This window comes from Streptomyces celluloflavus (genome assembly GCA_000720995.1).
GTDB classification, from domain to species: Bacteria; Actinomycetota; Actinomycetes; order Streptomycetales; family Streptomycetaceae; genus Streptomyces; species Streptomyces celluloflavus.
In genome coordinates, this window is the sequence record JOEL01000003.1 from 307,311 (window position 1) to 324,970 (window position 17,660).

A 17,660-nucleotide genomic window follows, 5' to 3' on the forward strand; every position below is an offset into this window, starting at 1 on the left:
TGATCGGGGACTGTAGCGGAGTTAATACACCTGCCCGGCGTACGCACCACGTCGGGGCGGGAATGACTCCGACTGACAGTCAATGGCGTGTCCGGACACCCGAGTTGGAGGCAATCAAATGGCTGACAGGGTCAGTGGCGTAGTCCGGTGGTACAACCAAGCCCGGGGCGTCGGGTACATCGACGGGGACGACGACCTCGAAGTGCGGGTGGACCGCCGGTCCATCGAGCACGGAACCTTCGTCGTCGAGGGCTTGCGGGTGACCTACGTGCCCGTGGAAGACGAAAACGGCTGGCACGCGGAACACCTGACCATCGTCAGGCACTCCCCGGGAGCCGCCCACCACGAGTAACCCGCACATCCGGGTTCGTCGACCGACCGCTCGACATGACCGTGGCCGTACTCTCCGACACCCGGCACTTCTTCCACTCGTAACCGGCCGGTGAACTCGGCCGCATGTTGACCGCGCCGGCAACCAGGAGCGTTCCCGCACCATGACGGAATCCGCCGCCCGCATCCGCGAGCTGAACCTCTACCGCCGGTACTTCGACCTGGTGTCCACCGGAAAGAAGACCACCGAGGTACGGGTGAAGTACCTGTACCTCGCCGACCTCGCCGCGGGCGACGTGATCCGCTTCCGGATCAAGGGCACCGACGAGACATGCGACGTACTCGTGAAGAAGATCACGGAGTACCCCGACTTCGAGGCTCTGCTCGACGGCGAGGGAGCGGCGAACGTCGACCCGACGGTGACCCGTGAGGAACAGCTCGCCAACATCCGCACCATCTACCCGCCCGGAAAAGAAGCGCTCGGCACCCTCGCGATCAAGATCGAGCTGCTTACTCCCTGAGTACCGCGACTCCCTGGCTAACGCGCCGCTCGTGCTCCCCCGCGGGGGCGTCGCGGCTCCCGCAGCGCAGAGCGCCCCCGGCGTTGGCCGGGGGCGCCGTGCCGACTACCCGTAGGGCACTACGGCTCCGTGGCCTGGCCAGGTCAGCCCAGGTCACGGGGGGTGAGTTCATTGGAGAGGAAATCCGAGAAGGTCCTCGTCGGCCCCCGAGGCGAGATCGTGGGCCGCATCCGGCCGCGCGCCGATCCCGGGGGCAATGAGCTGGTCGAGGCCATCAAGGCGGCTCTCCCGGCCTGACCGCCAGCGGGAGGCACCACCGGGTGGCCGGTCCGTGCCCCAGGGGACGGGGACCGGCCGTACAGCCGAGCCGCCGCCCGGCACCGCGTCGGCGACACCGCAGTCCCAGCAGTCCCAGCGGCCCGAACGTCACTCTTACAGGCGAACTAGACTGTCCAAACCACCCGAAAGCGTGAGGTGCGCCCTGAAACCGCACGGCGAATGTGGCCGCGACCCGAATGGTCGTGGCCACGTCGCCGCCGAGGAGAAGCGGGACCGATGCCGCAGCCCCCCTACGCCCCCGATTCCACCGTCCCGCACGGGCACCCCGACGCCACCGCCGAGCTGGCGGAACGGACCGCGCAGAGTCTGCGCGATCTGGCCGGCGGCCCGATCTCCCGGCTTCCGCAGCTCCTGGAGGCGATGGTCGCGGTCGGCTCCGATCTGAACCTGCGGGGTGTGCTGGACCGCATCACGGAGACCGCCGCCTCCCTCACCGGTGCGCGGTACGCCGCCGTCGGTGTCCTCAACGAGGACGGCGACGGGCTCGCCGACCTGATCAGCTACGGCGTGTCCGCCGCGGACAAGGAGCTGATCGGGCGCATCCCGGACGGTCACAGCGGCATCCTCGGCGCCCTGCTGCACGGCGCGGACGCGGTCCGGATCGCCGATGTGCGGGACGATCCGCGGACCTCCGGCCGGCTGCCCAAGGGGCATCCGCCCATCCGGTCCTTCCTCGGCGTGCCCATTCAGGTGCAGGGCGAGATCTTCGGGAACCTCTACCTCGCGGAGAAGCCGACCGGCGAGTTCAGCGCCGAGGACCTCCATCTGGTGCGGGTGCTGGCCACCGAGGCCGGTATCGCCATGGGCAATGCCCGGATGCACTCCGCCGCCCGGCAGCGGCGGCGCTGGATCGACGGCGCCGCGTCCGTCACCACGGCGCTGCTGGCCGGCCCGGAGACCTGTTCGACGACCGAGAACGCGCTGACGGTCGTGGCGGAGAAGGGCCGGGAGCTGGCCGAGGCGGCGACCGGCGCGGTGCTGCTGCCGCACGCCGAGGGCGGTATGGAGATCGTGGCGATCTCCACCGAGCTGCCCGAAACCGTCCGTGACGAGGCGCACCACGGCACGATCCCGGCGCAGAGCCCCGTGGTGCAGCAGATACGCGCGGGGCTCACCGCCTTCTCCGACGACTTCGCCGCGGACCCGCGCTCGATCTCCCCGATCGCCCGCTACTACGGCCCGGCGATGCTGCTCCCGCTGCGCAGCAATGGGCGGGTACTGGGCGCCCTGGCGCTCTGCCGACTCTCCGGCGACCGGCGCTTCAGCCATTCCGAGCGGACCCTGGCGACGCAGTTCGCGTCCCAGGCCGCACTGGCGCTGGTGCTCGCCGACACCCATCGCGACCGCGAACGGCTGGCGGTCTTCGAGGACCGTGACCGGATCGCCTGCGATCTGCACGATCTGGTCATCCAGCGGCTCTTCGCGACCGGGATGATGCTGGAGAGCACGGCGCGCAGGGCCGTGACGCCGGAGGTCCGGGAGGGCGTCGACCGAGCGGTGGACGAGCTGGACGCGACGATCCAGGAGATCAGGACGGCGATCATCGCGCTTCAGCAGGGGCCCTCGGAGGCGCCGCCCGGACTCCGTACCCGCGTTCTCCAGCAGGTGGGCGCGGCGACCCCGGCGCTCGGTACCCGCCCGTCGGTGCAGTTCGTGGGCCCGGTGGACGCGCGGGTGGGCGAGGCAAGCGGCCACGAGCTGGTGGCGGCGCTGGGCGAGGCACTGGCGGACCTGGCCGCGGCGGCGCCGGCGGCCCGGACCCGGGTCGAGGTCCTCGTGGACGCCACCGCCACCCTGCCCGACGGCCGGGCGGGCGTCCGGCTGACGGTGTCGTGCGCGGCGGCCGGGGCGGAACCCGGCGGCGCGGCGGCCGCCGAGGGACCCGGGATGCCGGGCACGCCCGAGGCGCACCTGGTCTGGGAACGGCCCCTGTAGCCGTGGGGCGGGCCCGCCCGTCACGTACCGATGAGGTGCAGCCCCGCCCAGAGGCCGGTCGTGGCGAGCACCAGCGTCGCCGGCACGGTCAGCAGGCCGAGGCGGGTGAAGGACGGCAGGTCGGGGGCGCTGCCATGGTCGTGCAGGATGCGCCGCCACAGGAGCGTGGCCAGTGAGCCGACGTAGCTGAGGTTCGGGCCGATGTTCACCCCGATCAGCACCGCGAGGACCGGGCCCGCGCCGGACTGCGCCGCCACGGGCAGCAGCGCGAGGACCGCGGGCAGGTTGTTGATCAGGTTCGCGAGGAGCGCGGCGCACGCGGCGAGTGCGAGCAGGGCGGGCAGCGACGGGCCGGCGGGGAGGAAGCGGGCCACGGCGTCGCCCACGCCGTTGTCGACGACGGCTTCGACCACGATGCCCAGGGCCGGTACGAAGACGCAGAACAGCGGGTTCGCCGCCGAGACGAGCTGTGCCGGGGTGGTCTCCTTGCGGCGCAGCGCGCGGGCCGCGAGGACGAGGGCACCGCCCAGCGCGGCCCATGCCGGGTTCACCCCGGCGAAGGAGGTCACCACGAACCCGGCGAGGGTGAGGGCGAGGACCACGAGCGCGAACACCGGGAGCGGGGGCGCGGGCGGCGGGGCGTCCGGTGCCGGTGCCGTGCCGCCCTCCCGTATTCGCTCCCCCGTCCCCTCCGGTGTGCCGGGATCCGGTATGAGGTCGCGGGCGAAGAAGCGGCGGAAGACGAGGTACTCGACGGCGACCGCGAGCGCCCAGGGCAGCGCCATCAGCGCCGCGAACCGGGTGAAGGAGAGTCCGGCGGCGCTCAGCGCCAGCAGGTTGGTGAGGTTGGAGACCGGCAGCAGCAGGGAGGCGGAGTTCGCCAGGTGGGCGCAGGCGTACAGATGCGGCCGGGCGGGGGCGCCCGCGCGCGCCGCGGTGGCCAGGATCACGGGGGTCAGCAGCACCACCGTCGCGTCCAGGCTGAGCACCGCGGTCACCGCCGCCGCGAGCGCGAACACCCCCGCGAGCAGGCGGTCCGGCCGGCCGGTGCACACTCTGGCCAGCGCCGCGCCCGCCGCCTCGAACAGGCCCTCGCGCGCGCAGAGATGCGCCAGCGCCAGCACCGCGGCGAGAAAGCCGACGACCGGCAGCAGGCGGTGCACCTGGGACCACGCGGCGGCCGGTGCCACCGCGCCGGTCAGGACGAGGACCGCCGCCGCGGGGACCGCCGCCACCGCCTCTGGCGCGCCGCGCGGCCGCCGTACGGCGAAGGCCAGCACACCCAGCAGCAGCAGGAGGGAGAGGATCTCGGCGACGGAACGGCTCACAGCCGAAAAAACTACCGGCCTGACCGCGCACCATGACATCGACCCCCTTAGGCTTCTTTTGTCCCTTTTGTGGAGCACATCTATGGAGCACATCGAGTGAAGCGCCGTACCTGCGCGCAGCAGCCCGAGTGCCCGAAGAACCGGCAGTGAGGAATGCGACCGGCCATGTCCGCACCGGCAGCGAACACCCCCGACATCACCCTGCACACCCTGGAGAACCACCATCTGCCGGCCGTCCTCGAACTGGGCTCCCGGGTCTACGACACCGACGCCAAGCCGTACACCGGCTGGTCGCTGACCGCCGTCGCCACACATCTGGACGCCTCCGTCTCCGCGTGCCGGGTCGCCATGGCGGGCGACCGGCTGGCCGGGTTCGTCCTCGGGTCGATGACCTTCGAGCAGCGGGAGGACTGGGGGTACCTGGAGTGGATCGCGGTCGATCCAGCGTTCCAGGGGCGCGGGGTGGCCGGCCGGCTGGTGCAGGAGTGCTGCACCGTGCTGACCGAGGCGGGCGCGTCGTCGGTGGTCACCGATGTCGAGGCGAGCAACACCGCGTCGGCGACGCTGATGCGCCGCAATGGTTTCACCGAGGGCGTCACCGTCACCCTGTTCGTCCGGCCGGGCACCGGCACGCCGGCGGCGGGCGGCGGCATCTCGCTGCGGCACTTCGCCCGGACCGGCCGCCCCCGCCCGACACACCGGGACGGCCGCTGACGGCAGTCTTTGACGGCGTCCGCGGGCGGCGGGTGTACGGGCCGGCGGGCGGTACGGCCTTACCCGGGTGGGTGAGCCGAGGGCATTCCCTTGACCTCAATATTGGTTGAGGTCATAGGTTCCTGTCAGGTCGCCGGGCAGCCACGGCGGCCCCCGCCCACGACGCCCTGGAGAGCACGATGGACATGGAAGTCACCGCCTGGCACTCGCTGCACAGCTCGCTGACCGCGCAGCAGGACCGGCGGCCGTTCTCCCGCCGGACGCTGCGCCGGATCGCGGCCTTCGCCCGCCCGCACCGCCGTCAGCTGCTCTGCTTCCTGGCCCTGAGCACGGTGACCGCGATGCTCGCGGTGGCGACCCCGCTGCTCGCGGGCCGGGTGGTCGACGCGATCGTGCACCGCGACTCGGCCGGCCTCGTCCTGGGTCTGTCCGGGCTGATCGCCGTCATCGCGGTCGCGGAGGCCGGTCTGGGCCTGCTGACCCGCTGGCTGTCGGCGAGCATCGGCGAGGGCCTGATCCTGGACCTGCGCACCACCGTCTACGACCATGTGCAGCGGATGCCCGTCGCGTTCTTCACCCGGACCCGCACCGGCGCCCTGGTCAGCCGTCTCAACAACGATGTGATCGGCGCCCAGCGGGCGTTCAGCGACACCCTGTCCGGGGTCGTCAGCAATATCGTGACGCTGCTGCTCACCCTCGTGGTGATGCTCAGCCTGTCCTGGCAGATCACCCTGATCGCGCTGGTACTGCTGCCGGTGTTCGTCCTGCCCGCCCGCCGGGTCGGCCGGCGGCTGGCGGCGCTGCGGCGCGAGGGCGCCGACCACAACGCCGCGATGGGCACGCAGATGACCGAACGGTTCTCCGCGCCGGGCGCCACCCTCGTCAAGCTGATGGGCCGCCCGGCCCGCGAGTCCGCCGAGTTCGCCGCCCGCGCCCGGCGGGTGCGCGACATCGGGGTCCGCTCGGCGATGGTGCAGACGTACTTCGTCACCGCGCTCACCCTGGTCTCCGCCCTGGCGCTGGCCGTGGTCTACGGGCTGGGCGGCTTCCTGGCGCTGCGCGGATCGCTCGACGCGGGCTCGATCGTCTCGCTCGCCCTGCTGCTCACCCGGCTCTACGCCCCGCTGACCGCCCTGTCCGGCGCGCATATCGAGGTGATGAGCGCACTGGTCAGCTTCGAGCGGGTCTTCGAGGTGCTGGATCTCAAGCCGCTGATCGCCGAGAAGCCGGACGCCCGTGCGGTGCCCGACGGCCCGGTGTCGGTCGAGTTCGACTCCGTACACTTCGGCTACCCGTCCGCCGACAAGGTCTCCCTCGCCTCCCTGGAGGAGGTCGCCACCCTCGACACCCGGGGCGGCGCCGAGGTGCTGCACGACATCTCGTTCCACGTGAAACCAGGCCAGATGGTCGCCCTGGTGGGCTCCTCGGGCGCCGGCAAGTCGACCATCGCGCAGTTGCTGCCGCGGCTGTACGACACGGACTCCGGAGCGGTCCGGCTGGCCGGGACGGACGTCCGCGAGCTGACCGCCGCCTCGCTCCGCGACACCCTGGGCATGGTCACCCAGGACGGGCACCTCTTCCACGACTCGATCCGCGAGAACCTGCTGCTGGCCAAGCCGGAGGCGGACGACCAGGAACTGTGGGACGCGCTGGGCCGCGCCCGGCTGGCGGAGCTGGTCGACTCGCTCCCCGACGGCCTGGAGACCGTCGTCGGCGAGCGCGGCTACCGCCTGTCCGGCGGCGAACGGCAGCGGCTGACCATCGCCCGGCTGCTGCTGGCGCACCCCCGGGTGGTGATCCTGGACGAGGCCACCGCCCACCTGGACAACACCTCGGAGGCGGCGGTGCAGGAGGCGCTCACCGAGGCGCTGGAGGGCAGGACCTCGTTGGTGATCGCCCACCGGCTGTCGACCGTACGGGCCGCCGATCTGATCCTCGTCGTCGAGGCCGGCCGGATCGTGGAGCGCGGCACGCACGAGTCGCTGCTGACGGCCGGGGGGCGGTACGCGGAGCTGTACCGCACGCAGTTCGCCCCGGCGGACGGAGCGGGCGCGACGGTGCCGGCGCACTGATCCCGCGCCCGCGGGTCCCCGCCCCTTGGCGGGGACCCGCGCATGCCGAAAACTGAGGTGATGACGCAGCGCGCGGAACACACGACTGTCATGGACCGCCTCGCGATCGACGATCTGATCACCGACTACGCCATCGCCGTGGACGACGGCGACTGGCCGGGCTACCGGGCCCTGTTCACCGGCGACGGCCGCGCCGACTACCGCTCCGCGGGCGGCATCGAGGGCGGCGCCGGGGAGATCTCGGCCTGGCTGCGCACCACACTGGGGCGGTTCGCCGTCCGCCAGCATCTGATCGTCAACCGCCGCATCCGCGTCGTCTCGCACGACGGCGCGCCCGGCGACACGGCCACCGTCCGGGCCGACTACCTCAACCCGATGCGGCCGGCCGGTCCGGCGGCGGGACCCGGTGATGAGCCCGCCGACCCCGCCGGCCCCGCCGGTCCGCACTTCACCTTCGCCGGGCGCTACGACTTCGCCGCCCGCCGCACCCCGGAGGGCTGGCGGCTGACCGGGGTGGTCGTCCAGGAGAAGTGGCGGCAGATGCCGCCCGCCGCCGGGTGACCGGCCCACCGCCGCGCCCCGGCGGAGCAGTCGGCCCAACCCCCTTCCGCCGACCGGCCCGGCCTCGCCCACCGGCCGTCCGGCCAACGGAAACTGAACAGTGAGCAGCGGCAACCGGCAGGAGGGAAGACGGTATGCGCGGACCGTTCGGCCACTGGGCACGCCTGCTGGACTCCCCCTGGTCGCGGGGACCGGCCGCGGCGCTGGCCGGTGCGCTCCCCGTACTCACCTTTCCCGCGCCGTCCTGGTGGTGGCTGGCGTACGGCGCGCTCGTCCCGTGGCTGCTGCTGGTGCGCTCGGCGCCGACGAACCGGCGGGCGGCACTGGACGGCTGGCTGGGCGGCACCGGCTTCATGCTGGCGGTCCACCACTGGCTGCTGCCGAGCCTGCATGTCTTCATCCTGGTGCTGGCCCTGCTGCTCGGTGCGCTGTGGGCGCCGTGGGGGCTGCTGGTGCGCGCGCTGCTGGGCGGTGCGCCCGGTGCGAGGCGCCTCGCCGCCGCGCTGGTACTGGTGCCGTCCGGCTGGCTGATGGTCGAACTGGTCCGGTCCTGGCAGTACTTGGGCGGCCCGTGGGGGCTGCTGGGCGCCAGTCAGTGGCAGGTGCCGCCCGCCCTGCGGCTGGCCTCGATCGGCGGGGTGTGGCTGCTGAGTCTGCTGATCGTGGCGGTGAACACCGCGCTGACCGAGCTGATCGCCCGTCCCGCGGTGCGGCGGCCGGCCGTCGGCGGACTGCTGGTGTGCGCCGTGGCCGCCACCGTCGTCTGGTTCTGGGCGCCGGTCCCCCGGCCCGCGGGCACGGTACGGATGGCGGTGGTCCAGCCCGGCATCATCGACGGCCCCGCGGCCCGGCTGGCCCGCGGCGAGGCGCTGACGCGCACCCTGGCGGGGCGCGGGGTGCGGCTCGTCGTCTGGGGCGAGAGCAGCCTCGGCCAGGACCCGGCGGAGCATCCGGCGCTCGCCGCCCGCCTCGCCGCGCTGTCCCGCGAGACGGGCGCGGAGCTGCTGGTCAATGCGGACGCACCGGCCAGGCACGGGGCGGGCATCTACAAGACCGCGGTACTGATCGGTCCGCACGGGCCGACCGGTGACCGCTACGCCAAGATGCGGCTGGTGCCCTTCGGCGAGTACGTCCCGTTCCGCTCCGTGCTGGGCTGGGCGACCCGGGTGGGCAAGGCCGCCCCGGTCGACCGCAGGCGCGGTACCCATCAGGTGCTGATGCCGATCGCCACGGCCGGCGGACTGCGCATCGGCCCGCTGATCTGTTTCGAGACGGCGTTCCCGGACATGAGCCGCCGGCTGGCGCAGGACGGGGCGCGGGTGCTGGTCGCGCAGTCCTCGACCTCGACGTTCCAGCACAGCTGGGCGCCGGCCCAGCACGCCTCACTGGCCGCGCTGCGGGCCGCGGAGACCTGGCGGCCGATGGTGCACGCCACCCTCACCGGCATCAGCGCGGCGTACGGCCCGCGGGGCGAACCGGTCGGCGGCCGGCTGGGCACCGGCAGCAGCGCGACGGCCGTCTACGATCTGCCGCTGGCCGAGGGCACCAGTCCGTACACCCGCTTCGGCGACTGGCCGGTGTACGGCGCGGCGGCGGCCCTCGCCGCGTACGTCGGGTGGGCGGGGCTGCGGGCGGTCAGCCGGTCTGCGCGAGCGCGTCGGTGACCACGCGTTCGCACAGTTCGTGGGTGCGCAGCGCGTCCCGGGCGGACGGCTGCTCGCCCGCCCGGACGGCGTCCAGGAACGCGAGCACGATCTGCTCGATACCGCGCTGGCGGGCGACCGGCACCCAGTCGCCGCGGCGGCGCAGAGTCGGCTGCCCCTGGTGGTCGATGACATCGGCGAGGTTGACGATCTGGCGCCTGGTGTCCTGGCCGGAGACGTCGAGGATCTCCTCCGTGGAACCGCTGACCCGGTTCATGGTGCCGATGGCGGTGAAGCCGTCGCCGGAGAGCTGGAGCACGACATGCTGCATCAGTCCGTCGCGGACCCTGGCGCGTACGTCGATGTGCTCGATCTCGCCGGGGGCCAGGAAGCGGAGCGTGTCCACGACATGGATGAAGTCGTCCAGCACCAGGGTGCGGGGGTCCTCGGGGAGGCCGACGCGGTTCTTCTGCATGAGGATCAGTTCGCGGGCGTGGTCCAGGCACTGGGCGTAGCCGGGCGCGAAGCGGCGGTTGAAGCCGACGGTCAGCCCCACCCCGCGGTCCTCGGCGAGCCGCACGATGCGCTCGGTCTCCGCGAGCCGGTAGGAGATCGGTTTGTCGACATAGGTGGGCACACCGGACTCGATGAGCCGGGTCACGATCTCGGGGTGGACTGCGGTCGGCGCGTGCACGAAGGCCGCGTCCAGGCCCGCGGAGAGCAGGGAGTCCAGGTCGGTGTGGCGCCGCCGGGCGGCCAGCCGATGGGCGTCGCCGACCTGGTGGAGGGTGGCCGGGGTGCGGGTCTGGAGATGCAGCTCCACACCGGGCTGTGCGCCCAGTACGGGGAGATACGCCTTCCGGGCGATGTCGCCGAGTCCGATGCAGCCGACCTTCACCTGTGCTCCTCGCGTTGTGCCGCGGTCCGGGTGCCCCGCGTGCCGGAAGCATACGTGGCGGCCGGCGGGCGCCAGTCGGCGATGCCGTCCAGGGTGCGCAGGGCGAGATCGGGCGTGAGGCGGGCGTGCGTGGCCAGCACGGCGGTGCGCAGCGCGCAGGCCGGCCGGGACCGCCAGGTGGTGAACCGCCCGATCCGCTCGGCCCGGCGCACCACCTCCATGGTGCGCGGCAGCCGCTGCCGGGTGTAGGCGGCGAGCGCGGCGGCCGGATCGGCGTCCGGCGCGGCCTCGTGGGCGAGGACGACGGCGTCCTCGATGGCCTGGCACCCGCCCTGGCCGAGGTTGGGGGTCATCGGGTGGACGGCGTCGCCGAGCAGCGCGACCCGGCCCCGGTGGAAGGCGGGCGGCGGGGCGGCCGCGGTGTACACGTCGTTGCGGAGCACGGCCGTCGGGCCGGCGGCGGCGAGGAGGGCGGGGACGGGATGGTGCCAGTGGCCGAAGCGGCGCAGCAGTTCGGCCCGTTCGTCATCGACGGCCCGCCCCGCCGGCGGTACGGCCGCGGTGGCATACGCGTAGACGCGCCCGTCGTGCAACGGCAGGGAGCCCCACAGGCCGCCCCGGCCCCAGGTCTCGTGCGCCACGAACGGGCGGTCGGGCGCGGGGACGACCAGGCGCCAGGTGGTGAATCCGGCGTAGCGGGGTCCGGGGTGGCCGGGGAAGAGCGTGCGGCGGACGGCGGAGTGGATGCCGTCGGCGGCCACGACGAGGTCCGCGGACAGCTCCTCGCCGTCCGCGAGCCGCACCCGCGCCGGCCGGCCGGCCGCGCCCGTTTCCCCCATGTCGACGAGTTCGGCCGCGGCGTCGGTGCGGACGGCGCCCGCGGGCAGCCGGGCGGCGAGGAGGCCGACGAGTTCGGCGCGGTGCACGACGAGGACCGGGCCGCCGAAGCGCCGGACGGCCGCGGCATTGTCCGTACGGGCCAGCCGGCGGCCGCCGGGGAGGCGGATTTCGCCGGCGGCCTGCCGGGCGGCCCCCGCGCGGACGGCGTCGCCCGCGCCGATGGCGTCCAGGGCGCGCTGGGCGTTGGGGGCGAGGCCGATGCCCGCACCCACCGGCTCCAGCGCGGCGGCCCGCTCCAGGACGGTGACCTCCCAGCCGCGACATTCCAGTGCCACCGCCGCGGTGAGCCCGCCTATGCCGCCGCCGATCACGATCGCCGTCCGGTGCCGCATACCGCCACCCGCCCCTCTCGTTAACTACATCTGTAGTGACAGAGTACTACATCTGTAGTCGGCGCGTTAGGCTCCCTGCCATGAACGCCCGCAACGCGCCCCGCCATGAACTGATCGCCGATACGGCCCTGACCCTGCTCGCCGAGCGCGGGATGCGAGGGCTGACCCACCGGGCCGTCGACGAGGCGGCCGGACTGCCGCAGGGCTCCACCTCGAACCTCGCGCGCACCCGCGCGGCCCTGCTGGAGAGCGCGGTACGGCGGCTGGCCGAGCGCGAGGCCGCGGTGCTCACCCCGCACACGGTGCCGGGTGCCGCGGGCGGCATCGCACAGCCGGCCGCCGGCGCCACCACGGCCGCGGTCGCCGACGCGCTCGCGCGGGCCCTGCACCGCTATCTGTCCGGGCACCGCCAACTCCTCGTCGCCCGTTACGAGCTCGCGCTGGAGGCCACCCGCCGCCCCGAACTGCGGGCGGTCTACGACCGGGCCGGCCGGCGCTTCCGGGAGCCGGTGACCGCGATGCTCTCGGCGGCCGGCTCCGCCGAGCCCGAGCGCCATGCGCTCAGCCTGGTCGCCTGGTGCGACGGGGTGCTGTTCTCCTGCACCGCGGGCCAGTTCCACGCCGCGCTCCCCACCCACGACGCGCTCCGCACCTCCTGCGCGGAACTGCTCGACGGCATGCTCGGCCGCTGACCCGGGGCCGGCGGCCCGCCCGCACCAGCGTCGGTGATCGACCGCCGTCCGCGCGGCGCGCCGTCCTGCCGGGGCGTCCCGTCCGCGACGCGCCGGTCACCCCTGCGGGGCCTTCCCAAAGACATATACGGCCGGAAAAGTTGCGGAGGTGCACAGATTGCCCACATTCACGGTCCTGGCGGTGATGGCCGCGGCGACCGCCACCGGCTGTATGACCGTCGCCACTCCGCCGGCCGTCGAGGCCACGCCCCGTCCCGCACCGCCCGCCCCTTCCGTGGAGCCGCTGGGTCCCGCCGCCCGGTCCCCCGGCGGCGACCGGGCCACCGCGGCGCCCCCGCCGTCGCCGGGCCACGACCGCACGGATCCGGGATCTTCCCGGCCGGATGGCGGCGGGCAGCACCGGAGGTCCGGTGCCCAGGGCGGCCACCCGGCACCGGCCGGACACAGCCACCGGGATCCGGGCCCGGCGCACCACCACGGCCCGCTCCGCATCCCGCGCATCGGGGGCCTGCCCGCCGGCCCGTCCGGTACGGACGTCTGCGCACTGGGCCGGGCGTACGGGCACTGGCGGCAGGGCAGTGCGCAGCAGCGGCTCTGCGGCGCGTTCTACGACGACTGACCCGCGGCCCCGTCGATCCGCAGCGCCAGCCGGTCGATTGCCTCGCCGAACCCCCGGCGCTCCGCGTCGTCGGCGAGGGCGCCGACCGAGGCCCGTGCCCGCAGCAGCTGGGCGCGGGCCTCGGCCGGCCGGCCGAGTGCGGCGTAGTCGGCCGCGAGGCTGAGATGCAGGGCGGGGAAGAACGCGCGCAGGGCGACGACGGGGTGACGGCGGCCCGGCTCCCCGGCGTCGCGCGCTTCCCCGAGGGGCCCGGCGGTGCTCCCGGCCCGCTCCGCGACGAAGCCCTCGGCCACCTCCAAGGCCCTGAGGTCCCAGTCGAGTTCGTCCCAGGGGTCGTCCTGGGTGTCGGCCAGGTAGTGGGCGAGGGTGCAGCGGTGGAGAGCGTCTCCCCCGGGCCCGATCTCGTCCCACAGCAGCGCGAGACGGTTGCGCGCCTCCTCCCGGTCCCCGGCGCGGTGCAGCATGATCGCCTGGGCTATCCGGGTCGGGACACCGCCCTCGGGCGCCTGGGCCCGCTGTGTCTCCGCCATCGCCTGTGCACCGCCTTCGCTCGCCGCCCCCGCTGCTCTCCCCGACGCTAACCGCCGGGGAGAGGCACCGCGCGCCGTGCGCGACGCGCGGGACCGCATGGCTCAGCCGAGGTCCGGGATGCGCCAGTCGATCGGGGTGTGCCCCTGCGCGGCGACCGCCTCGTTGATCTGGGTGAAGGGGCGGGACCCGAAGAACTTCTTCGCCGACAGCGGGGACGGGTGCGCGCCCTGCACCACGGTATGCCGCTCCTCGTCGATCAGCGGCAGCTTCTTCTTGGCGTAGTTCCCCCACAGGACGAAGACCGCCGGGTCGGGCCGGGCGGCCACCGCGCGGATCACCGCGTCGGTGACCTTCTCCCACCCCTTGCCCTTGTGCGAATTGGCCTCGCCCTCGCGGACCGTCAGCACGGCGTTCAGCAGCAGCACGCCCTGGCGGGCCCAGGGCATCAGATAGCCGTTGTCCGGAACCGGCAGGCCCAGCTCGTCCTTCATCTCCTTGTAGATGTTCCGCAGCGACGGCGGTGTCCGCACGCCGGGCCGCACCGAGAAGCACAGACCGTGCCCCTGGCCCGCGCCGTGATAGGGGTCCTGGCCGAGGATCAGCACCTTCACCTGGTCGTAGGGGGTCGCCTCCAGCGCCGCGAAGACCTCCTCACGGGGCGGGTAGACCGGGCCCCGGGCCCGCTCCTGCTCGACGAAGTCGACCAGCTCCTTGACATAGGGCTTCGCCAGCTCCTCGCCGAGGACCCCGCGCCAGGACTCGGGCAGCATGTCGGCCATCACGTCAACAACCTCCGGTGTACGTTCCGTTCTCGTTCTCCGAACCTACCGGCGACCACTGACAATGCCGTCCGCGGGCCGGGAGCACGGCACCGGAGGGCGGGCTCCCGGCCCGCGCGGCGCGGCCGGGACCGGACCGGGCGGAACCGGACCGGCCCCGCCGTCGGGCGCGGTGGTCAGACGCCGGCGTTGAGGAACAGCCCGCCGTCGACGACCAGCGTCTGGCCGGTGATCCAGCCCGCGCCGTCGGACAGCAGGAAGGCCGCGGCCCCGCCGATGTCCTCCGGGACGCCGAGCCGCCCCATGGGGTAGCCGGCCGCCGCCTCCTCCTCACGGTTCTCGAACAGCGCGGCGGCGAACTTGGTCTTCACCACGCCGGGGGCGATGGCGTTGACCCGCACCACCGGCGCGAACTCATGCGCCAGCTGCAGCGACAGGTTGACCATCGCGGCCTTGCTCATGCCGTACGCGGCGACGAAGGGCGAGGCGTTGAGGCCGGCGATCGAGGCGATGTTGACGATCGCCCCGCCGTTCTCCTTCTGCCAGGCGTGCCAGGTGCGCTGCGCGAAGCCGAGTGCCGAGATCACGTTGGTCTCGTAGACCTTGCGCACGACATTGAGGTCGAGATCGGCGAGCGGGCCGAACACCGGGTTCGTACCGGCGTTGTTCACGAGGTAGTCGACGCGGCCGAACTCCTCCATCGCGCGCTGGACGGCGACCGCCTGGTGGGCCTCGTCGTGCGCCTTGCCCGCGACGCCGATCACCCGGTCCGCGCCGAGCCGGTCGACGGCCTCCTTGAGGGCGTCCTCGTTGCGGCCGGTGATGCAGACCCGGTCGCCGCGCGCGACCAGCGCCTGGGCGATGCCGTAGCCGATGCCCCGGCTGGCGCCCGTGATCAGCGCCGTCCTGCCGGAGGGGGCGGGGAGCGCGCTGTGCTGCTCGGTCATGTCGTGTACTCCTGAGGTCGGTGGGGCGGTCAGTTGAGCGGGCCGCCGGCGACGTACATGACCTGGCCGGAGACGAAACCGGCCGCCTCGCCGGTGAAGAAGGCGATGGCGTTGGCGATGTCCTCGGGGCGGCCGACGCGCTGCACCGGGATCTGGGTGGCGGCCGCGGCCTGGAACTCCTCGAAGCCCATGCCGACGCGTTCGGCGGTGGCGGCCGTCATGTCGGTGACGATGAAACCGGGGGCCACCGCGTTGGCCGTGACGCCGAACTTGCCGAGCTCGATGGCGAGGGTCTTGGTGAAGCCCTGGAGTCCGGCCTTGGCCGCCGCGTAGTTGGCCTGGCCGCGGTTGCCGAGCGCGGAGCTGGAGGAGAGGTTGACGATCCGCCCGAACTTGGCGTCCACCATGTGCTTCTGGCAGGCCCGCGACATCAGGAACGCGCCCCGCAGGTGCACGTTCATGACCGTGTCCCAGTCGGTGTCGCTCATCTTGAACAGCAGGTTGTCGCGGAGCACGCCCGCGTTGTTGACGAGTACGGTCGGCGCGCCGAGCTCGGCCGCGACCCGGGCGACCGCCGCCTCCACCTGCGCCGCGTCCGAGACGTCGCAGCCGACGGCGAGGGCCTTGCCGCCGGCCGCGGTGATCTTCTCGACGGTGTCCGCGCAGGCCGCCTCGTCAAGGTCGAGTACGGCGACGGCGCGTCCTTCGGCGGCCAGGCGGACGGCGGTGGCCGCGCCGATGCCACGGGCCGCGCCCGTCACGATGGCGACGCGCTGCTCGGTGGTGGACATGCGGGTTCTCCTCACCCTCGAAACCTCGACAAGCGGTCCGCCGCACCGGCCTCGCAGGTGAGCAACCGCTTAGTATCTTCAGCAGGGCTGACGCTAGAAGCCCGGCCACCGACTGTCAACGCCCCTTCGCCGCACCAACGCCCACCTCATCCGCGGTGCGAGCCCGGCCGTGGGGCGATCCCGCCGCACGGCCCGGCGCCGGCGCCCCGGTACGTCCACCGGGCACCGCCGCCGGGCCGTTCACCCGCCGCATCCGCCGCACCGGCCTCAGCGCACCAGCAGCTCCAGCAGCCGCTCGGCCTCGGCGGTGGGGTCGGCCGTCAGTCCGGTGTGCACCGGACCCGGCTGGACGATCGTGCTGCGCGGCGCGATCAGCCAGCGGAAGCGGCGCCCCGCGTCGTCCCCCGCCGCCTGCCCGGCCTGTTCGCCGCCATGGCAGATGCCCTCGACGGCGCCGAGTGCGGCCCGTACACCGCCGACGTCCACCGTGGGGTCCAGCGCCAGCAGCCGGGCCTCGTCCAGATACGTCCGGGCCTCGACGAAGCCCTTCGCGTGGCAGTACACGACCACCCCGGCATTGATCATCTCGCCGCGTTCGACGCGCGGCACGACCTTCAGCACCGCGTACTCGAAGACATCGCGCCCGTTGTGCAGACCGCTCATTTCACTGTCCTCCGCGGCGGCTTGCCCGCCAGCCACTCCGGTGCCTGCGAGGGCTTGTCCTTGCTGCGCTCGCCGAGGGTGATGTGGTCACCGATCGTCCGGGCACGGGCCAGCAGCGTGGTCACGTACACCCGGCGCAACGCGTCCGGGGAGTCGAAGCCGGGCTCGTCGGCCAGCCATTCGTCCGGGACATCGGCCGCGATCGCGGTCAGCAACTCCTCGGTGATCCGCGGCGCCAACTCGGCGGCGGCCGCGGCGATGTCCGGGCCGAAACCGGCCAGCACATGGTCGGAGGCGTCGTAGGGCTTGGCAACGGCCTTCTCCGCGCTGGGCCAGTTGTGGTGCCAGATCATCGTGGCGCCGTGGTCGATCAGCCACAGTTCACCGTGCCAGACCAGCAGGTTGGGGTTGCGCCAGGACCGGTCGACGTTGTTGATCAGCGCGTCGAACCACACCACACGGCCCGCCTCACACGCCCCCACCTCGAACGCGAGCGGGTCGAAACCGAGCGACCCGGGGAGGTAGTCCATCCCCAGGTTCAGTCCGCCGCTCGCCCTCAGGAGCTGCTGCACCTCCTGGTCGGGCTCGCTCAGACCGATCACCGGGTCGAGCTGTATCCGGACCAGATCGGGCACCCGCAGGCCGAGCCGACGGCCCAGCTCCCCGCAGATGATCTCGGCGACCAGCGTCTTACGACCCTGTCCCGCACCCGTGAACTTCATGACATATGTCCCGAGATCGTCGGCCTCGACGATCCCCGGGAGCGATCCGCCCTCACGCAAGGGCGTGACATAGCGGGTCGCGATGACCTCTTTCAGCATTTCCCAGACAGCCTGTCTCTTCAGCCTTGCAGTCCACGACCGAACTCGGAGGGGAGCAGCAGCGAGAATCGTCCCTCAACGGCCCTGGGGAGAATCTGGGGAGTTCCGACCGGCATGCGGACTTCCCCGCCTCCCGGTAGTCCGTCGATGGCCGTTCGCCCGTTGCTTCCGGCCTCCGGCATGAAGTGTGCATAGTAACCGAGGGTGATCGCCGGCGAGGAGTGCCCGAGCCGAGCGGTCTTTC

General features: G+C 73.1%; 19 protein-coding genes. 10 read left to right on the plus strand and 9 right to left on the minus strand.

Translation table 11 applies throughout. The features are described 5' to 3' along the window. Positions 1 to 118: 118 nt before the first annotated feature. From IH09_RS04780 to IH09_RS04790, 4 genes are all read left to right on the plus strand, one after another. Positions 119 to 352: a cold-shock protein gene (locus IH09_RS04780; RefSeq protein WP_052854318.1), complete on the plus strand. Its 234-nt coding sequence runs from the start codon at positions 119 to 121 to the stop codon at positions 350 to 352. Between the two features lie 142 nt (positions 353 to 494). After that, a complete protein-coding gene (locus tag IH09_RS04785; RefSeq protein ID WP_052854320.1) occupies positions 495 to 851 on the plus strand; it encodes an ASCH domain-containing protein in 357 nt (118 codons plus the stop codon). A 171-nt stretch (positions 852 to 1,022) separates the two neighbouring features. Then, positions 1,023 to 1,148, plus strand: a complete 126-nt coding sequence (locus tag IH09_RS39630) for a hypothetical protein (protein ID WP_275126321.1) — start codon at positions 1,023 to 1,025, stop codon at positions 1,146 to 1,148. A 258-nt stretch (positions 1,149 to 1,406) separates the two neighbouring features. Next, positions 1,407 to 3,125, plus strand: a complete 1,719-nt coding sequence (locus tag IH09_RS04790) for a GAF domain-containing protein (protein ID WP_110952066.1) — start codon at positions 1,407 to 1,409, stop codon at positions 3,123 to 3,125. A gap of 20 nt (positions 3,126 to 3,145) precedes the next feature. Here IH09_RS04790 and IH09_RS04795 read toward each other — a convergent pair whose 3' ends face one another. After that, entirely contained in the window at positions 3,146 to 4,453 is a 1,308-nt protein-coding gene (locus IH09_RS04795) for an SLC13 family permease (RefSeq protein WP_052854322.1), read from the minus strand. Positions 4,454 to 4,618: 165 nt separating this feature from the next. On the opposite strand from IH09_RS04795, the gene IH09_RS04800 reads away from it, so the two are divergent. The 4 genes from IH09_RS04800 (at position 4,619) to lnt (ending at position 9,464) form a co-directional block, all read left to right on the plus strand. Continuing rightward, positions 4,619 to 5,167 carry a GNAT family N-acetyltransferase gene (locus IH09_RS04800; protein WP_052854323.1) on the plus strand — a complete coding sequence of 183 codons (549 nt, stop codon included), beginning with the start codon at positions 4,619 to 4,621 and terminating at the stop codon, positions 5,165 to 5,167. Positions 5,168 to 5,346: 179 nt separating this feature from the next. Beyond that, positions 5,347 to 7,239: an ABC transporter ATP-binding protein gene (locus IH09_RS04805; protein ID WP_052854325.1), complete on the plus strand. Its 1,893-nt coding sequence runs from the start codon at positions 5,347 to 5,349 to the stop codon at positions 7,237 to 7,239. Positions 7,240 to 7,299: 60 nt separating this feature from the next. Further along, positions 7,300 to 7,800: a nuclear transport factor 2 family protein gene (locus tag IH09_RS04810; RefSeq protein WP_052854327.1), complete on the plus strand. Its 501-nt coding sequence runs from the start codon at positions 7,300 to 7,302 to the stop codon at positions 7,798 to 7,800. Between the two features lie 134 nt (positions 7,801 to 7,934). Then, positions 7,935 to 9,464: an apolipoprotein N-acyltransferase gene (lnt, locus tag IH09_RS04815; RefSeq protein ID WP_052854329.1), complete on the plus strand. Its 1,530-nt coding sequence runs from the start codon at positions 7,935 to 7,937 to the stop codon at positions 9,462 to 9,464. On the opposite strand, the gene IH09_RS04820 is transcribed toward lnt, so the two are convergent. After that, the gene (locus IH09_RS04820) at positions 9,436 to 10,341 is read right to left on the minus strand and encodes a Gfo/Idh/MocA family protein (RefSeq protein WP_052854331.1); all 906 of its coding nucleotides are present in this window, start codon (positions 10,339 to 10,341) and stop codon (positions 9,436 to 9,438) included. The two genes, lnt and IH09_RS04820, sit on opposite strands and share 29 nt — an antisense overlap. Then, positions 10,338 to 11,573: an FAD-dependent monooxygenase gene (locus IH09_RS04825; protein WP_052854333.1), complete on the minus strand. Its 1,236-nt coding sequence runs from the start codon at positions 11,571 to 11,573 to the stop codon at positions 10,338 to 10,340. Before IH09_RS04825 ends, IH09_RS04820 begins: the two co-directional genes overlap by 4 nt. Positions 11,574 to 11,653: 80 nt before the next feature. Here IH09_RS04825 and IH09_RS04830 point away from each other — a divergent pair, with 80 nt between their 5' ends. Beyond that, the gene (locus IH09_RS04830) at positions 11,654 to 12,265 is read left to right on the plus strand and encodes a TetR/AcrR family transcriptional regulator (protein ID WP_052854335.1); all 612 of its coding nucleotides are present in this window, start codon (positions 11,654 to 11,656) and stop codon (positions 12,263 to 12,265) included. Positions 12,266 to 12,422: 157 nt separating this feature from the next. Continuing rightward, entirely contained in the window at positions 12,423 to 12,884 is a 462-nt protein-coding gene (locus tag IH09_RS04835) for a hypothetical protein (protein ID WP_052854337.1), read from the plus strand. On the opposite strand, the gene IH09_RS04840 is transcribed toward IH09_RS04835, so the two are convergent. The 6 genes from IH09_RS04840 to IH09_RS04865 all read right to left on the minus strand — a co-directional run bounded on the left by IH09_RS04840 (position 12,872) and on the right by IH09_RS04865 (position 17,416). Beyond that, on the minus strand, positions 12,872 to 13,414 hold the full coding sequence (locus tag IH09_RS04840) for a hypothetical protein (protein WP_052854339.1): 543 nt from the start codon (positions 13,412 to 13,414) through the stop codon (positions 12,872 to 12,874). The genes IH09_RS04835 and IH09_RS04840 overlap by 13 nt on opposite strands. A gap of 102 nt (positions 13,415 to 13,516) precedes the next feature. Next, entirely contained in the window at positions 13,517 to 14,194 is a 678-nt protein-coding gene (locus tag IH09_RS04845) for a uracil-DNA glycosylase (protein WP_052854341.1), read from the minus strand. Between the two features lie 176 nt (positions 14,195 to 14,370). Further along, entirely contained in the window at positions 14,371 to 15,141 is a 771-nt protein-coding gene (locus IH09_RS04850; RefSeq protein WP_052854343.1) for an SDR family oxidoreductase, read from the minus strand. 29 nt (positions 15,142 to 15,170) lie between these two features. Next, entirely contained in the window at positions 15,171 to 15,932 is a 762-nt protein-coding gene (gene fabG / locus IH09_RS04855) for a 3-oxoacyl-ACP reductase FabG (RefSeq protein WP_052854345.1), read from the minus strand. Between the two features lie 267 nt (positions 15,933 to 16,199). Then, a complete protein-coding gene (locus IH09_RS04860; RefSeq protein ID WP_052854347.1) occupies positions 16,200 to 16,595 on the minus strand; it encodes a DUF3037 domain-containing protein in 396 nt (131 codons plus the stop codon). Next, positions 16,592 to 17,416 (minus strand): HipA family kinase, encoded by an 825-nt coding sequence (locus IH09_RS04865; protein ID WP_052854349.1) that lies wholly within the window; start codon positions 17,414 to 17,416, stop codon positions 16,592 to 16,594. Before IH09_RS04865 ends, IH09_RS04860 begins: the two co-directional genes overlap by 4 nt. Positions 17,417 to 17,660 lie beyond the last annotated feature (244 nt).

Coding starts and splice junctions, on each gene's coding strand:
- IH09_RS04810 (WP_052854327.1), top strand. CDS start 7,300: ATGACGCAGCGCGCGGAACACACGACTGTCATGGACCGCCTCGCGATC.
- IH09_RS04800 (WP_052854323.1), top strand. CDS start 4,619: ATGTCCGCACCGGCAGCGAACACCCCCGACATCACCCTGCACACCCTG.
- IH09_RS04840 (WP_052854339.1), bottom strand. CDS start 13,414: ATGGCGGAGACACAGCGGGCCCAGGCGCCCGAGGGCGGTGTCCCGACC.
- IH09_RS04830 (WP_052854335.1), top strand. CDS start 11,654: ATGAACGCCCGCAACGCGCCCCGCCATGAACTGATCGCCGATACGGCC.
- fabG (WP_052854345.1), bottom strand. CDS start 15,932: ATGTCCACCACCGAGCAGCGCGTCGCCATCGTGACGGGCGCGGCCCGT.
- IH09_RS04865 (WP_052854349.1), bottom strand. CDS start 17,416: ATGCTGAAAGAGGTCATCGCGACCCGCTATGTCACGCCCTTGCGTGAG.
- IH09_RS04780 (WP_052854318.1), top strand. CDS start 119: ATGGCTGACAGGGTCAGTGGCGTAGTCCGGTGGTACAACCAAGCCCGG.
- IH09_RS04845 (WP_052854341.1), bottom strand. CDS start 14,194: ATGGCCGACATGCTGCCCGAGTCCTGGCGCGGGGTCCTCGGCGAGGAG.
- IH09_RS04860 (WP_052854347.1), bottom strand. CDS start 16,595: ATGAGCGGTCTGCACAACGGGCGCGATGTCTTCGAGTACGCGGTGCTG.
- IH09_RS04790 (WP_110952066.1), top strand. CDS start 1,407: ATGCCGCAGCCCCCCTACGCCCCCGATTCCACCGTCCCGCACGGGCAC.
- IH09_RS04850 (WP_052854343.1), bottom strand. CDS start 15,141: ATGACCGAGCAGCACAGCGCGCTCCCCGCCCCCTCCGGCAGGACGGCG.
- IH09_RS04825 (WP_052854333.1), bottom strand. CDS start 11,573: ATGCGGCACCGGACGGCGATCGTGATCGGCGGCGGCATAGGCGGGCTC.
- IH09_RS04805 (WP_052854325.1), top strand. CDS start 5,347: ATGGACATGGAAGTCACCGCCTGGCACTCGCTGCACAGCTCGCTGACC.
- IH09_RS04785 (WP_052854320.1), top strand. CDS start 495: ATGACGGAATCCGCCGCCCGCATCCGCGAGCTGAACCTCTACCGCCGG.
- lnt (WP_052854329.1), top strand. CDS start 7,935: ATGCGCGGACCGTTCGGCCACTGGGCACGCCTGCTGGACTCCCCCTGG.